This is a genomic window from Streptomyces flavovariabilis (assembly GCF_000725785.1).
In the GTDB taxonomy this organism is placed as follows: Bacteria; Actinomycetota; Actinomycetes; order Streptomycetales; family Streptomycetaceae; genus Streptomyces; species Streptomyces hawaiiensis.
Genome location: NZ_JNXD01000002.1, coordinates 360132 through 374752, shown reverse-complemented (window position 1 = coordinate 374752; position 14621 = coordinate 360132). Strand labels below are relative to the sequence as shown.

Genomic DNA, 14621 nt, shown 5'->3' with positions numbered 1-14621 from the left:
TTCTTGAACACGTTCAAAACGCTGTCGGGATGACTCTAGACCCATTTTTGAACGTGTTCAACACTCGGTCCCGGGTAACACAAGAAGGGCCGGGGCCGCCTTCGACGAAGACGGCCCCGGCCCCACACGTCAGGGAGTCACCCGATGGCGACGCGGGTCCAGCAGTCGGCGCGACTGATGATCTCGGTGCCGGAGCCGGTGAGGGCGGTCTTGCCGCCCGCGTGGAAGCGAACCGATCCGTCGGCGCGGACGGCCCAGATATCGGGATGAGGGCGACTTTCTGGAGGGCCGTGCCGGCGTCGCCGTCGATTCCGGCATTCAGGCAGGTCAGCATGACGTCCGTCAGGAGCCTGGCATGGGGGCCGTCGGGGACCTGTGTCACCAGCAGCAGGCCGTCGATGTTCGCGAAGCGAGCGCCCGGCGTGCGTTCCATGAGCCAGTCGGCCCACTTCGTGAGTGAACGGTCTGCCGGCACACGTGAGTCCTCCACCTGGTCGGGGCGCTCACGTCCTCTCCGTGCCGATGCCCGGCGTCCTGGTCGACCGCGGGCAACTCACTCGAACGAGGCACGACGAGGGCCCCGCCCCGGTGTGGAACCGGAGACGGGGCCCTCGAAAGCCTGCGGAGGAAGATTTCAGAAGCGGCGCGTGATCAGCGCCCGCTTCACCTCCGCGATCGCCTTCGTGACCTCGATGCCACGCGGGCACGCGTCCGTGCAGTTGAACGTCGTGCGGCAGCGCCACACGCCGTCGCGGTCGTTGAGGATCTCCAGGCGCTGCTCGCCGGCCTCGTCACGCGAGTCGAAGATGAAGCGGTGCGCGTTGACGATGGCGGCCGGGCCGAAGTACTGGCCGTCGTTCCAGAAGACCGGGCACGACGTGGTGCAGGCCGCGCAGAGGATGCACTTCGTCGTGTCGTCGAAGCGCTCGCGGTCCTCGGCCGTCTGGAAACGCTCACGCGTCGGCTCGTTCGTGTCCTTCGTGATGAGGAAGGGCATGACGTCGCGGTACGCCTGGAAGAACGGCTCCATGTCGACCACGAGGTCCTTCAGGACCGTGAGGCCCTTGATGGCCTCGACCGTGATCGGCTTCTCCGGGTTGATGTCCTTGATCAGCGTCTTGCAGGCCAGACGGTTCTTGCCGTTGATCCGCATGGCGTCGGAGCCGCAGATGCCGTGCGCGCAGGAGCGGCGGAACGTGAGCGTGCCGTCGAGCTCCCACTTGATCTTGTGGAGGGCGTCGAGGACACGCTCCTTGGGGTCGATCTCCACCTGGAAGTCTTCCCAGACCGCTTCCGCCGCGACCTCGGGGTTGAAGCGGCGGATGCGGAAGGTGACCGTGATGTAGGGGGAGTCGGCGAAACCGGGCTCGGGCTTGCCGGCCGCGTCTTCCTTGTCCAGAACGGGGGTAGCCATCAGTACTTACGCTCCATCGGCTGGTAGCGGGTCTGGACGACCGGCTTGTAGTCGAGACGGACGGTTTCGGAGCCGTCGGCGCCGACCTCGCGGTACGCCATGGTGTGCCGCATGAAGTTGACGTCGTCGCGGTTCGGGTAGTCCTCGCGGTAGTGACCGCCGCGGGACTCCTTGCGGGCGAGCGCGGAGACGGCCATGACCTCGGCGAGGTCGAGCAGGTTGCCCAGCTCGATGGCCTCCAGCAGGTCGGTGTTGAACCGCTTGCCCTTGTCCTGGATCGAGACGTTCAGGTACCGCTCGCGCAGCTCCGCGATCTTCTCGACCGCCGTCTTGATCGTCTGCTCGGTGCGGAACACCATGACGTTCGCGTCCATGGTCTCCTGCAGCTCGCGGCGCAGGACCGAGACCCGCTCGGTGCCCGTCGCGTCCCGCAGCCGCTCCACCTGCGCGACGACCAGCTCCGCCGGGTTCTCCGGCAGCTCGACGAAGTCCGCCTTCTGCGCGTACTCCGCGGCGGCGATGCCCGCGCGCTTGCCGAAGACGTTGATGTCCAGCAGCGAGTTCGTGCCGAGGCGGTTGGCGCCGTGCACGGACACGCAGGCGACCTCGCCGGCCGCGTACAGACCGGGGACGACCGTGGTGTTGTCCGCCAGGACCTCACCCTCGACGTTCGTCGGGATGCCGCCCATGGCGTAGTGCGCGGTGGGCTGGATCGGAATCGGGTCCGTGTAGGGCTCGATGCCGAGGTAGGTGCGGGCGAACTCCGTGATGTCGGGCAGCTTCGCGTCCAGCTGCTCCGGCGGGAGGTGGGTGAGGTCGAGGTAGACGTGGTCGCCCTCGGGGCCGCAGCCGCGGCCTTCACGGATCTCCGTGTAGATGGAGCGGGACACGACGTCACGGGACGCCAGGTCCTTCATGACCGGCGCGTACTTCTCCATGAAGCGCTCGCCGTCCTTGTTGCGGAGGATGCCGCCCTCACCGCGGGCGCCCTCCGTCAGCAGGATGCCCATGCGCCAGATGCCGGTCGGGTGGAACTGGAAGAACTCCATGTCCTCCAGCGGCAGACCGCGGCGGTAGACCGCCGCCTGGCCGTCGCCCGTCAGCGTGTGCGCGTTCGACGTCACCTTGAAGAACTTGCCGCAGCCGCCGGACGCGTAGACCACGGACTTCGCCTGGAAGACGTGGATCTCACCGGTCGCCAGCTCGTACGCCACGACACCGGCCGACTTCTTGACGCCGTCGACCTCGGTGATCAGCTGGTCCAGGACGTAGAACTCGTTGTAGAACTCCACGCCCTCCTTGACGCAGTTCTGGTACAGCGTCTGGAGGATCATGTGGCCGGTGCGGTCGGCCGCGTAGCAGGAGCGGCGGACCGGGGCCTCGCCGTGGTTGCGGCTGTGACCGCCGAAGCGGCGCTGGTCGATCGTGCCGTTCGGGGTGCGGTTGAACGGCAGGCCCATCTTCTCCAGGTCGAGGACCGAGTCGATGGCCTCCTTCGCGAGGATCTCGGCGGCGTCCTGGTCGACCAGGTAGTCACCGCCCTTGACCGTGTCGAAGGTGTGCCACTCCCAGTTGTCCTCCTCCACGTTGGCGAGCGCGGCGGCCATGCCGCCCTGCGCGGCGCCCGTGTGGGAGCGGGTGGGGTACAGCTTGGTCAGCACGGCGGTGCGGCTGCGCTTCGTGGACTCGATGGCCGCGCGCATGCCCGCGCCACCGGCGCCGACGATGACGGTGTCGTACTTGTGGATCTTCATGATTCTCGCAGCCCCGTGCCTAGCGGATGTTCGGGTCGAAGGTGAAGATCACCAGCGTGCCCAGCAGGATGGTGAACACCGTGGCGGTGTAGAGCAGGCCCTTGAGCCAGAGCCGGGTGTTCGCGCGCTCCGCGTAGTCGTTGATGACCGTGCGCAGGCCGTTGGCGCCGTGCAGCATGGCGAGCCACAGCATCAGCAGGTCCCAGACCTGCCAGAACGGGGACGCCCAGCGGCCCGCCACGAAGGCGAAGCCGATCTTGGAGACGCCGCCGTCCAGCACGAGCTGGATCAGCAGGTGGCCGAGGACCAGGACGACCAGCACCACGCCCGACAGGCGCATGAACAGCCAGGCGGCCAGCTCGAAGTTGCCCCGGGTGCTCTTCGGGGTCTTCTTGGTGCGCTGGCGCGGGGCCTCGATGAAGGGCGCCGGGTTGTCGACGGTGTAGACGGCGCCGCCCTCTACGGGGCCGACGCCGGCAGCGGTCTTTTCAGTCGTGGACATTGGCGTCAGCTCCCGAAGAGTTCACGAGCGGCGTGACCGAGGACGGGGTAGATGGCCCCGAGCATCAGTACGACCCACAGGGCGACGACGGTCCAGAGCATCTGCTTCTGGTAGCGGGCGCCCTTGATCCAGAAGTCGACGGCGATGACGCGCAGGCCGTTGAGCGCGTGGAAGAGGATGGCGGCGACGAGGCCGTACTCCAGAAGCGCGACGATCGGCGTCTTGTACGTGGCCACGACGGTGTCGTAGGCCTCGGGCGACACACGGACGAGTGCGGTGTCCAGCACGTGAACGAACAGGAAGAAGAAGATGAGGACGCCGGTGACTCGATGAGCCACCCAGGACCACATTCCTTCCCGGCCGCGGTACAGCGTTCCAGCCGGCACGGAAGTTTCCTCCGGGAGCGGGGATTGGGGCCGCGCCGGCTTGGTGTGTCGGTCGGGCCCGGCCGGGTACGGTCCACCGGCCCCCAGCATCGTAGCGATGCGCTGCCGCCGGGCTGAGCCCGGGGCCCGGGGTGTGATCAAACTGGCACGCAAAGAGGTACTGGTGGGCTAGCGCGGCCAGGGGTGTGGGGTGCTCCGTGATCAGCCGGGTGCGGGTTCGCTGTGGTTGATCGCGCAGTTCCCCGCGCCCCTGAGGGCATCGATCAGCCGTTCTCTCGCCAGACGCCGCAGCTCATCGGCCACCACCGCCCGCTCCTCTTCCGGATCGTTGGTCAATCGTGACCGGATGGCTTCGAGGAGGCGGTCCAGGGTCTCGGACGGGGACAAACCCTCCAGGCAGATGACGAACACGTGTCCGAAGCGGGCCTCGTAGGCGGCGTGGGCCGCACTCAGGGCGGTGTGGGCCGCGGAGTAGGTGTCCGGCGGGAGCGCGGGCAGGGTCTCGGCCGCCAGTGCTTCCGTGAGGTCGGCCCAGGTCAGGTCGTATGCCGCCTCGTCCGCGGCGGCCAGCAGGGAGTCCAGGCCCGGGTAGGGGCGGTGCTCCACGACACGCCGGGCCCAGCGGTGGCTGCGCAGGCAGGGCAGGAGGGCCTGCTCCAGGTCCTCCTCGGAGGCTGCGTTGAAATGCTCCACCGGTATGGCGAGCCGACCGGGGAGGTCTGGGAGACGGTGCGCAGGCAGCGTGGGTCCTCGTGGGCGTCACGTGTGTCGGCAGGGCAAGTTGTGAGAGATGTGACGTCACGCTATCGAGTACGACCATGACGTGTCCGAAGGATGCCTGAATTTCACCCGGGAGAGAGAGTTTCGGAACGCGTGGTGGACGCGCGCCAAGAGGCCTCGGGTCTTAGGTTGGCGGTGTGAGTCAGCACAGGCGCCGGACCTCGGCGAAGCAGGAGAAGCAGCGGCAGGTGCTGGTCGTGACCATGGCTGTAGCCCTGGTCGTGGTCGCGGCCGGGGTGAGCCTCGGGCTCTGGGCGGCCTCGGGCGGCGACGGCGGGTCAACGGCCTCGGAGGCCGGATCCTCGCGGGGGGCCACCGCGGCAGCGCCGCCGGACAGAGCGCCCGGGACGAGCCCCACCCCCGGTCCGACCCGCTCCTATGCCCTGTCCGAGACGCCCCGCACCATCCCCGCCGTCCGTGACCACGAGCCGGCGCGGGGCCCGGGCTGGCGTCCCGAGAAGGGCAACCGGGTGGTCGTGGACGACCCGGCGCTGGCCGACGAGGGGCGGCTGGTCGCCGGCGAGCTGGGAATGGCGTACGCGGGCGAGAAGAGCGACAGGCGAGCCGGGGACCTGCGGCTGGCGCTGAACGCCGGCGAGGGCGCGAACCCGGAGTCGTACGTGATGACCGTGCGCGGCGGGCGGGTGGAGATCGCCGGGCCCTCCGACGCGGGCGTCTTCTACGGCACCCGCACGCTCAAGCAGGAGACGCACGACGGCGGCACCGCCCCCGAGGGCGTGGTGAAGGACGAGCCGGCCAAGGCGCAGCGCGGCTTCATGCTGGACATCGCGCGCAAGCACTTCACGGCCGGCTGGATCGAGGACCGGATCCGGGAACTGGGCGATCTGAAGTTCAACCAGCTGGGGCTGCACTTCTCCGACGACCAGGGCTTCCGGATCGAGTCCTCCTCGCACCCCGAGATCGTGTCCCGGCAGCACCTGACCAAGGCGCAGGTGCGGAAGATCATCGACCTCGCGCGGAGCCGGCACATCACGATCGTGCCCGAGATCGACTCGCCCGGGCACCTCGGCGCGGTCCTCGACGCCCACCCCGACCTGCAACTGCGCACCGCGCAGGGGTCGGCGGTGCAGGGCGCCATCGACATCTCCAAGGCCGAGAGCGCCCAGATCGTCGACGATCTGCTCGACGAGTACGCGGACCTCTTCCCCGGCGGGCCGTGGCACCTCGGCGGCGACGAGTACCAGGCGCTGACCCGGTCGAACCCGGAGGCGTCGTTCCCGCAGCTGGCCGCCGCCGCCCGGGAGAAGTACGGCTCCGGTGCGACGGTCGCCGACCTCACGACCGGCTGGCTCAACGACCGGGCCGACACCGTCCGCAGGCATCAGCGCGTCCCGCGCGCCTGGAACGACGGCTTCTTCCGCGGCACCTCGGTGCAGGCCGCGAAGGACATCCAGGTCGCCTACTGGACCGGCAAGGAGATCGGCGCCCGGCCGCCCCTGGAGTACCTCCAGGCGGGCCGCAAGGTGATCAACTACAACGACGAGTTCCTGTACTACGTGCTCGGCGAGCCGCAGACGTTCGTCTACCCGACGGGTGAGCGGATCTACCAGCAGTGGACGCCGCGGGTGCTGCGCGGCACCGAGGCGGTGCCGGCGCGCTACGACGGCCAGATCCTCGGCGGGTCCTTCGCGGTGTGGTGCGACCTCGCGAACTCCCAGACGGAGGACCAGGTGGCGGCCGGAATCCGGATGCCGCTGCGGGCGACCGTGCAGAAGCTGTGGGACCCCGACAAGCCCGAGCTGTCCTGGGCGGAGTTCCGGGCGCTGGCGGACAGGCTCGGCTGACCGGCGCGAATTGGCGTATACGGCTGCGAACCCCCGTACGGCTGTGGTGGTCTTCTGACGCGGGGGGAAACGAATATGCCAGGGGGAACCGGGACATGGGCTACTGGGGATACTTCGTCGTGGGCCGGGGGGAGCGGCCGCTGCCGGAGCTGGACGCGCTGGCGGGGGCCGGGGACGGTCCCACGCGGCGCGCCTCGGCGCCGGGCGGCTGGCAGGTGTGGGAGTTCCCGAGCAGCGACGGCGACATCGGGAACATGAACGCCCTCGCGCGGGAGACCGGGGCGCCCGCGCTCTTCGGGTACGTCATGAACAGCGAGTGCGTGGTGCTGGAGGCCGCGGCTCCGGAGAGCGGGGCGTGGACGACCTGCCTCGCGCGGTCCGCGATGGCCGGGTATCTGGGGGCGGACCGGGAGGGCCTCACGCTGGAGGACTACTTCCTGGAGCCCGCTGACGCCGCCGAGCGTGCCGTGCGCTGGGCCGCCGAGGCCGGGTGTGAGGTGAACGCCGGCGCGCTGGTGGACGTACTGACGTCAGACCCCGATCCCCTGGCCGAAAACCTGTTGTTCCGCTTCCTCGACGAACTGGGCGTCGGGCCCCTGTGACACTCGAGGGCCGTTGCGCGCAGTAAGGGGAAGTGCGGGTTCCGTGAGGGGCGAGGGTCGGCAGCGGCCTGGTAGGGCCCCTGAGTAGGCCCGCGGAGGGAGGCGTGGATGAGCCTGGTGGAGTTGATCGCACAGGCCGACGAACGCGGGCTGGCCGCGAGCGGGCTGGCTTGTCTGGACCGGTGCGTGCCCCTGCTGGGCGGCGACGACGAGCTCCTGAGACCGGTGTGGGCGAGCCTCGCTGACGACGCCGGTGCCGGTGACTGGGGCGAACGGCTGGAGCAGGCCCGCAGCAAGCTCGACACGGCCGGAGCCGGGGACGAGGCGGCCGTGCTCGCCCACCGGATGCTCGAGGCCGCTCCCGCGGACCGGTCCGCCGCCGGAGTCCGGGTGTGGGCCGACGCCTGCTCCGTCGCCTCCCTCCAGATCCACCGGCTCCTGGACACGGCCGAGGACGAGGCCTCGTCCGTCGCCTCCCGCCGTGAGGGCCGTACGGACGGCATGTCCCCGCTCGTCGCCGCCGAACTGCGCCGCCAGGTCATCGTCCTGGAGGTCCTGGCCGGTCACGGCCCGGCCGGGCTGCGCCGGGCGCTGGAGGTGTCGACCGAGGGCCGTCGGGTGCTGCGCGCGGTGGTGTCCCGCCGGACCCGGCAACAGGGCTGAGGGAGAGGGCTGCTGGGGGCCCGACCGCCCTAAACCCCGCTTCCTGGAAGGGTCCTGTGACTGTCCCTTGAGCGAGCTGGGGTGGTCCTGCGCCGCTTCGGGGAAGCCGCCGATTTCGGGTGACGAAACGCTTCGCCGCAGCGCTTTCCGGGATGTGACGACTCAAGCGGAGACCAGGCCATCGGCGGCTGCCAAGCCGCTGCGATGGGCGGCGGACACTGTGGCGACGATGCGCGAGGGAGCACGGCTGCGCCTCGACTACTCGGCACAGAGTCTGTGGAGCATCGACCGGATGATCGAGGGGATACGGCGGGAAGGGGCACCGGACGCCGCCGTCCAGCAGGTACTGCGCGGCTTCGGCGCCTACGCGGGTGAGGTGATGGTGCGCCAGACCGGCGCCGAGTGGTGGGCGACCGGCGGTGACCACTGGATCCGCACCCCCGACGGGCGCCTGTGGGACCCCATCGACGAGGCCCGCCGCTGCTACTCGGGCCATGGATCGCTGCGGCTGCTGTGCCGGGACGCGGTGAGCACCGCGCCCCGGCGATAGCGTCAGCGCCCGAGCACGTCCTCGTCGTCGTCCAAGAGCGCCGGCGGTTCCGCGGCGGGCTCGGCGGACTTCCCGGCGTTCGCGGCCAGGGTGCGGATCTCGGGCAGGTCGCCGTAAAGGTGCTGGCCGGGGCACTCGGTCGGGTAGCCGTCACGGTGCCCGGAGATGCGGTGGAACATGGCCTTCTGTCCCAGCTTGTACTTGCCGTTGTCGGCACCGGAGGTCAGGACGACCGTCCCCGTCGGGTCGATGCCGTAGAGGCCGAGCTTCCACGCCGCGACCTTCGCGACCGACTCGCGCACCACGGCGTCGGTGGCCGCCTTCGAGTAGTCGCCGAGCACCGAGACGCTACTGGTGGCGGTGTTGAATCCGTAGGAGTGCGCGCCGAGGACGGGCTTGTCGATGCCACCCGCACGGCCCTCGAAGACGGTGCCGCACTTGTCGACGAGGAAGTGGTAGCCGATGTCGTTCCAGCCGTTGCTCTGCACGTGGTAGAGGAACACGCCGCGCACGATCGACGCCGACTCGGAGCAGGCGTAGTCGTTGGTGCCCGCCGTGTGGTGGACGAACATCGCCTTGGTGTCGCCGGTGTACGTCGGCGGGTCCTTCACCAGGGACTCGTCGGCGCCCCAGGCGGAGCGCGACGTCACGACGGGACGCTCGGCCGAGTACGGGCCGGCAGCCGGCCCGACGACGTCCGGCTCGACGGTCGCGGTGTGCACGGCGCCCGACCCGGCCTCCGGGTCGACCAGTTCGACGCGCAGCCCCTCGGGCAGGCGCGAGCCCGAGACGCGCATCTGGACGCCGTCCGAGGGCCCGGTCCACAGCGGCTGGGTGCTGCCCCGCACGCCGGCCCGGTCGCGGTCGGGGCCCGCCTCGGGCGTCCGGACATCGGTCTCCAAGGGGCGCCACGCGCTCCACGTGCCGCTCTCCCGGGAGCGGGTGCGCACCTGGGCGGTGCCGGTCAGCGCCGCGTCCGGGTCGTCCCACGTGACGCCGATCAGGCTGAACGGCTCGGTGGTGCGCGGGGCGAGGGACCGTTCGTGGGGGTCGCCGTCCGGCACCCGGACGGTGTGCACACCGTCCGAGGAGGCGGCCCGGGCGGGCTCGGTCAGACCGAGGGCACCGAGGGCGCCGAGGGCCAGGGCGGTGGCGACGGCGGTGCGCAGGAGGCGGGGTGTCATACGGCGCTCGCCTTTCGTGGGCGGTGACATCGCGAGCAGAGGTCCCCGGTACATCACTTGGCCGAAACCTCCGCGGGGCCGGGCTCCCGAGGACGGCGGGCGGGGTTGACCCGAACGGTCGTCGGCACCCGGCGGCCTGACGCGCTGTGACACTTCCGCGCCGATCGGCGCTGATGACCGTGGGAGGGCGCGCACTCGGCACGGACGAGGACGGTACTTGGGTCAGGGAGCGGAACCCCGGCGCGGACAGGCGTACGACGGGGAACTGGGCGCGGCCGTCGCGCGGGCCCAGCAGGGTGACGAGGCGGCCTTCGCGGTCGCCTACCGGTTCGTGCAGCCCGGACTGCTCGGCTATCTGCGCGGCCTGGTCGGGGACGACGCGGAGGACGTGGCGTCCGACGCCTGGCTGGAAATCGCCCGGGACCTCGGGCGGTTCCGGGGTGACGGGGCCGGCTTCCGCGGCTGGACGGCGACCATCGCCCGGCACCGGGCCCTGGACCATCTGCGCCGGCAGCGGGTACGGCCCCGGCCGTCCGCGCTGGAGCAGGACCTCCTGGACCTGCCAGGACCGCAGAGCACGCACGACCAGGCGCTGGAGGCCATCTCCACCGAGCACGCCCTGGAGCTGGTCCGGGGGCTGCCGCGCGACCAGGCCGAGGCCGTGCTGCTGCGGGTGGTGGTCGGCCTCGACGGCCCCGCGGCCGCACGGGTGCTGGGCAAGCGGCCCGGCGCGGTACGCACGGCCGCCCACCGGGGCCTGAAACGCCTCGCCGGGCAGCTGGGCGCGGCGAGTGTGACGGATGAGGCTCCCCGGACGCTGGGGGAGTCGACGTGAGCGGAACCGGCGGTTTCGCGGACGGTGCGGGCAGCTCCCGCGGGCCCGGCGCCCTGAACAGGGCGGACCGGCGGGACGTACTGGGGCGCGGCGGGCCGGCCGGCGCCGGTGGAGCGGACGGATCGATCGGATCGAGCAGGAACGGAAACGGACATGGGTGAACGGCGCAGCGACGGCGGGCTTTCCGGCCGTGGTTCCCGTCACGCCCTCCTCGACTCCGACGTGGAGGCGCTGATCGTCGCCTCCCTCATCCGGGACGGTGTCGACGCGGAGGCCGAGCAGCGGGCCGTGGCCGCCTTCCGGGCCGCCCGGGACGCCGGTGCCCTGCGGACGCGCACCCGACGCCGGGACGACTGGCGTGCCCGGGAGCGGCGCCACCTGGGACGGTCCCTGAGGACGACGCTCTCCGTGCTGCTCGCGAGTCTCACGCTGGGCGGTGTCGCCGTGGCGGCGATCGGCGCGGCCGGATCGCCCGAGGAGGGCCCGAAGAACGCCCCCGAGCACCCGCCAGCCCCGAGCAGCGCCCCGCGGGACCCGGCCGGGGAGCCTCCCCGCGGAAGCCACAGCCACAGCCCCGGCGACGGCACCGGCTCCGCCCCCGCTCGCCCGGACCGGCCGGCCCCCGCGCAGGACACCGAGTCCCACTGCCGCGCCTACGAGCGGGCCGGGGAACGCGGCAAGGCCATGGGGGCGACGGCCTGGCAGCGTCTGGTGGCCGCCGCGGGCGGTGAGAGGAACGTCACGGCGTACTGCGCCGGGCTACCGGCCGGGCCGAAGGGCGGGAGCGGCGGCTCCGGGAACGGCGATCCCGCCGAGGACGACGGCACACCCGCCGCGGGCGACGGGCCGGACAGCGGCGCGGGCAAGAGCGGGAGCGAGGGCAACAGCCGGGGCGAGGGCAAGCGCTCCCAGCCCAACGGCCGTCAGCGGTAAGGGATCGCGCGAACGCCGCCCGGCACCGCCGGGCGAGTGCCGGGCATCCGCCGGTACCCGCCATGGCAACGGCCGAGGCCGCCACCCCCCACAGGAGAGGCCCCGGCCGTCGCGCGGCACGGGCCGCGCGGCGGCCCGTACTTCCTACAGCGCCCGGCGTGCGTTTTCTGTCACACCCGCGGCGTCACGGCTTAGTTGCATCTCGGACGGACATGGACGGGGAGTGGTTTCAGGTCGTAACGTGCCATTCGCGCCAACGCGAAAGCGGTGCGACCACCGCAACCACCTGCGGGCTTGTAACCGCAACCACCAATGGAGCAACCACGACGGCGAGAACCCGGTCCGCGAGAGCGGCACCGGTTTAGGCGCAGAAGGGCGCGCGGTGCTGGGGGACGACGCGGAGCTGACCGCCGCGGTGCGCGCGGCACAGGACGGAGACGAAAACGCGTTCCGGACTGTCTACCGCACGGTGCATCCGCGGCTGCTCGGGTACGTACGCACGCTGGTCGGCGACCCCGACGCCGAGGACGTGGCGTCCGAGGCGTGGCTTCAGATAGCCCGCGATCTGGAGCGGTTCACCGGTGACGCGGACCGGTTCCGTGGCTGGGCCGCCCGGATCGCCCGCAACCGCGCGCTGGACCACATACGCATGCGCGGCCGCCGGCCCGCGATCGGCGGTGACGAGACCGAGCTGACCGGCCGGGCCGCCGAGTCGGACACCGCGGGCGAGGCCATGGAGGCGCTCGCCACCGACGGTGCGTTCTCCCTGATCTCCCGGCTGCCGCAGGACCAGGCCGAGGCGGTCGTGCTGCGCGTGGTGGTGGGGCTCGACGCGAAGACCGCCGCCGAGACGCTCGGCAAGCGCCCGGGCGCGGTCCGCACGGCGGCGCACCGGGGTCTGAAGCGGCTCGCCGAACTGCTCGGCGACAACCCGCAGGCCGATCCGGAATCGGCCGGGGTGCTCGACGCCCTGCCGCCCCAGCGAGAACCGCGCGGCGGTGCGGTGACGTCCGCAGGTGTGACGAATGGCGTTGCGCGGACGCAGAAGGATGTGTGATGGCCGACGAGCAGTACAGGTGGCTGGACCGCGAAACGGCGGAGCGTTTGCTGAGCGGAGAGCCACTCGGAGCTGTCGAAGGCGCCGGCCGGGACCAGGCCGAACACCTCGCCAGGACCCTCGGCGCACTGTCCGCCACACCCCCGCTGACCAGCGATGAACTCCCCGGCGAGGCCGCGGCGATGGCCGCTTTCCGCAAGGTTCGCGCGGAACGCGCCGACGCGGCCGCGACCCGCCCGGCCACCGGCCGGCAGGACGCGGCCGAGGCCGCCGACGCCGGGCTGGTCCGGATCGGAGCCCCCGGCGACAGCGGCACCGTCGTCGCCCGGCGGCCCCGCTGGGCCCGTCCCGCCCGCCTAGGTCTGGCCGCCGGGCTGGCCGTCGGCATGGTCGGCGGGGTCGCCCTCGCGGCCGGAACCGGAGCCCTGAGGGCACCGTTCGGCGACGGCGAGCCCGGCCCCGGCGCCTCCGTCTCGGCCGCCGTCACCCACCCGGAACGCCCGCTGGTGTCACCCTCGCCGAGCGACGCCGCGCAGGGCGGCTCCACCCCCGACGACGCCCCGAACGGGTCGTCGACGGGCGGGTCCGGTACTCAGGGCCGGGACAAAGACAACGACGGCGCGGACCCGGAGCCGGACGACCGCAGGGACCGCTCCGGCGGCCACCGCGAGGAGATCACCTCCGCCTGCCGCGACCTCCGCGACGGCAAGCGGCTGGACCCTGACCGCAGGCGCGCCCTGCGGGACGCGGCGGGCGGCCTGCGGGCGTGGAAGTACTGCAAGGGCGTCCTGTCCTCGGCCGGCCCCCGCTCGTGGGAACGCGGGGACGACGACCACGCGGACCAGGACCGCCCTCGGGGCAAGGGCACGGACCGGGGCCCCGACCGGGACCGCGACCAGGACCCGAAGCGGGACAAGGCCGACCGGAAGGCCGGCAAGCGGGCCGAGAAGAAGGACGACCACGAGGACACCGCGGATCGTGGCCGGTTCCGGAGCTTTCTCGCACCGCTGTGACCTGCGGTTTCACACTCCGTGGAAACTTCCTGGCCGAGGGTGTGACGTTTTCGGCCGCCCCGGCGCAGTAATGAGTGAGCCGACTGGTCATCGGCCGTCGCACAGAGCCGGGGTTCCCCCCGTACCTACGGCTCGTGCACCTGAGCGCGGGCGGGACACGTTCCCCCGGTCCCGCCCGCGCCCCAACGTCTCTTCCCCGCCGTCACCAGGACACGACGACCTTGTCGCCGTTGCGGACCTGCGCGTACAGCTCCGCGATCGCCGCCTCGTCCCGTACGTTGACGCAGCCGTGGGAGGCGCCGGCGTAGCCCCGGGCGGCGAAGTCCGCCGAGAAGTGCACGGCCTGGCCGCCGCTGAAGAACATCGCGTAGGGCATGGGCGAGTCGTAGAGCGTCGACACGTGGTCGCGGGACTTCCAGTAGACGGAGAAGACGCCCTCCCGGGTCGGCGTGTACTGCGAGCCGAAGCGGACCGCCATCGTCGACACGGTCCGCCCGTCGACCATCCAGCGCAGCGTCCGACTGGTCTTGTCGATGCAGAGCACCCGGCCGGTCCGGCAGCGCGCGTCCGGCGGTTCGGCCGGCTGGCCGCCCATCAGGTACAGGTCCCACCGGCCCGGCTCGCGCGTCATGCGCAGCAGCCGCTGCCAGGTGACGGCGTCGGTCTTCCCGGTGCGGGGGAGCCCGCGCTTGCCCTGGAACCCGCTCACCGCCCGCTCCGTCGGCTCGTCGTACGTGCCGGTCGGCCCGTCGAACAGCCAGGCGACCTGCCGGAGCCGGGCCTGGAGCTCCCGGACGTCCCGGCCGGTGTCGCCGCGGGACCACAGCACGCGGGGCGGGGCGGGAGCCGCACCGGGCTTGTCGTCGTGCGACGGCGGCCCCGGCTTCGGCTCGTCGCCGTCACCGGCGGGCGGGCGGTCCGGGGACGGGGTGGCGTCGGGCAGCTCGATGTGCACCGGCGAGCGGCGCTTGCCCTCGCTGTCGGGGGCCTGCACCGTGCAGCCGGTCAGCGCGGCCACCACGGCCAGTCCCGCCACGAACGCTCTCCCCATGCCCGTAGTACGCACACGGCCCCCGCTCGTCTCACCCTTGTGCCCGGATGTCACCTGAGATGCTTCCCCGGGCGTGACCCGTCGCGAACCAG

15 protein-coding genes are annotated in these 14621 nt (G+C 71.8%); 8 read left to right on the top strand and 7 right to left on the bottom strand.

Annotation, left to right across the window (positions count from 1 at the left end; translation table 11 throughout):
- Window positions 1–634: 634 nt before the first annotated feature.
- The 5 genes from IO24_RS0106720 to IO24_RS0106700 all read right to left on the bottom strand — a co-directional run bounded on the left by IO24_RS0106720 (window position 635) and on the right by IO24_RS0106700 (window position 4749).
- On the bottom strand, window positions 635–1414 hold the full coding sequence (locus IO24_RS0106720) for a succinate dehydrogenase iron-sulfur subunit (RefSeq protein WP_031132895.1): 780 nt from the start codon (window positions 1412–1414) through the stop codon (window positions 635–637).
- On the bottom strand, window positions 1414–3168 hold the full coding sequence (gene sdhA / locus IO24_RS0106715) for a succinate dehydrogenase flavoprotein subunit (protein ID WP_031132893.1): 1755 nt from the start codon (window positions 3166–3168) through the stop codon (window positions 1414–1416). Before sdhA ends, IO24_RS0106720 begins: the two co-directional genes overlap by 1 nt.
- A 19-nt stretch (window positions 3169–3187) precedes the next feature.
- Window positions 3188–3670, bottom strand: a complete 483-nt coding sequence (locus tag IO24_RS0106710; protein ID WP_031132891.1) for a succinate dehydrogenase hydrophobic membrane anchor subunit — start codon at window positions 3668–3670, stop codon at window positions 3188–3190.
- Between the two features lie 5 nt (window positions 3671–3675).
- Window positions 3676–4056 carry a succinate dehydrogenase, cytochrome b556 subunit gene (gene sdhC / locus IO24_RS0106705; protein ID WP_031107855.1) on the bottom strand — a complete coding sequence of 127 codons (381 nt, stop codon included), beginning with the start codon at window positions 4054–4056 and terminating at the stop codon, window positions 3676–3678.
- A 201-nt stretch (window positions 4057–4257) separates the two neighbouring features.
- Entirely contained in the window at window positions 4258–4749 is a 492-nt protein-coding gene (locus tag IO24_RS0106700) for a 2-oxo-4-hydroxy-4-carboxy-5-ureidoimidazoline decarboxylase (RefSeq protein WP_037667442.1), read from the bottom strand.
- 290 nt (window positions 4750–5039) lie between these two features.
- On the opposite strand from IO24_RS0106700, the gene IO24_RS0106695 reads away from it, so the two are divergent.
- The 4 genes from IO24_RS0106695 to IO24_RS0106680 all read left to right on the top strand — a co-directional run bounded on the left by IO24_RS0106695 (window position 5040) and on the right by IO24_RS0106680 (window position 8456).
- Window positions 5040–6641 (top strand): beta-N-acetylhexosaminidase, encoded by a 1602-nt coding sequence (locus tag IO24_RS0106695; RefSeq protein WP_031132886.1) that lies wholly within the window; start codon window positions 5040–5042, stop codon window positions 6639–6641.
- A 95-nt stretch (window positions 6642–6736) separates the two neighbouring features.
- Window positions 6737–7243: a hypothetical protein gene (locus tag IO24_RS0106690; RefSeq protein ID WP_031132884.1), complete on the top strand. Its 507-nt coding sequence runs from the start codon at window positions 6737–6739 to the stop codon at window positions 7241–7243.
- 108 nt (window positions 7244–7351) lie between these two features.
- Entirely contained in the window at window positions 7352–7906 is a 555-nt protein-coding gene (locus IO24_RS0106685) for a hypothetical protein (RefSeq protein WP_031132882.1), read from the top strand.
- A gap of 154 nt (window positions 7907–8060) precedes the next feature.
- Window positions 8061–8456, top strand: coding sequence for a hypothetical protein (locus IO24_RS0106680; RefSeq protein ID WP_078898877.1), 396 nt, complete (start codon window positions 8061–8063; stop codon window positions 8454–8456).
- A gap of 2 nt (window positions 8457–8458) precedes the next feature.
- Here the strand turns inward: IO24_RS0106680 and IO24_RS0106675 are convergent, their stop codons facing one another.
- Entirely contained in the window at window positions 8459–9640 is a 1182-nt protein-coding gene (locus IO24_RS0106675) for an N-acetylmuramoyl-L-alanine amidase (protein ID WP_045295952.1), read from the bottom strand.
- Between the two features lie 217 nt (window positions 9641–9857).
- On the opposite strand from IO24_RS0106675, the gene IO24_RS0106670 reads away from it, so the two are divergent.
- The 4 genes from IO24_RS0106670 to IO24_RS0106655 all read left to right on the top strand — a co-directional run bounded on the left by IO24_RS0106670 (window position 9858) and on the right by IO24_RS0106655 (window position 13478).
- The gene (locus tag IO24_RS0106670) at window positions 9858–10475 is read left to right on the top strand and encodes an RNA polymerase sigma factor (protein ID WP_031132877.1); all 618 of its coding nucleotides are present in this window, start codon (window positions 9858–9860) and stop codon (window positions 10473–10475) included.
- A 153-nt stretch (window positions 10476–10628) separates the two neighbouring features.
- The gene (locus tag IO24_RS0106665; protein WP_031132876.1) at window positions 10629–11408 is read left to right on the top strand and encodes a hypothetical protein; all 780 of its coding nucleotides are present in this window, start codon (window positions 10629–10631) and stop codon (window positions 11406–11408) included.
- Window positions 11409–11790: 382 nt separating this feature from the next.
- The gene (locus IO24_RS0106660; RefSeq protein WP_031132874.1) at window positions 11791–12465 is read left to right on the top strand and encodes an RNA polymerase sigma factor; all 675 of its coding nucleotides are present in this window, start codon (window positions 11791–11793) and stop codon (window positions 12463–12465) included.
- Window positions 12465–13478 carry a hypothetical protein gene (locus IO24_RS0106655; RefSeq protein ID WP_051905863.1) on the top strand — a complete coding sequence of 338 codons (1014 nt, stop codon included), beginning with the start codon at window positions 12465–12467 and terminating at the stop codon, window positions 13476–13478. The genes IO24_RS0106660 and IO24_RS0106655 overlap by 1 nt, the downstream gene beginning before the upstream one ends.
- A gap of 202 nt (window positions 13479–13680) precedes the next feature.
- Here the strand turns inward: IO24_RS0106655 and IO24_RS0106650 are convergent, their stop codons facing one another.
- Entirely contained in the window at window positions 13681–14529 is an 849-nt protein-coding gene (locus IO24_RS0106650; RefSeq protein ID WP_031132870.1) for a L,D-transpeptidase family protein, read from the bottom strand.
- Between the last annotated feature and the right edge of the window lie 92 nt (window positions 14530–14621).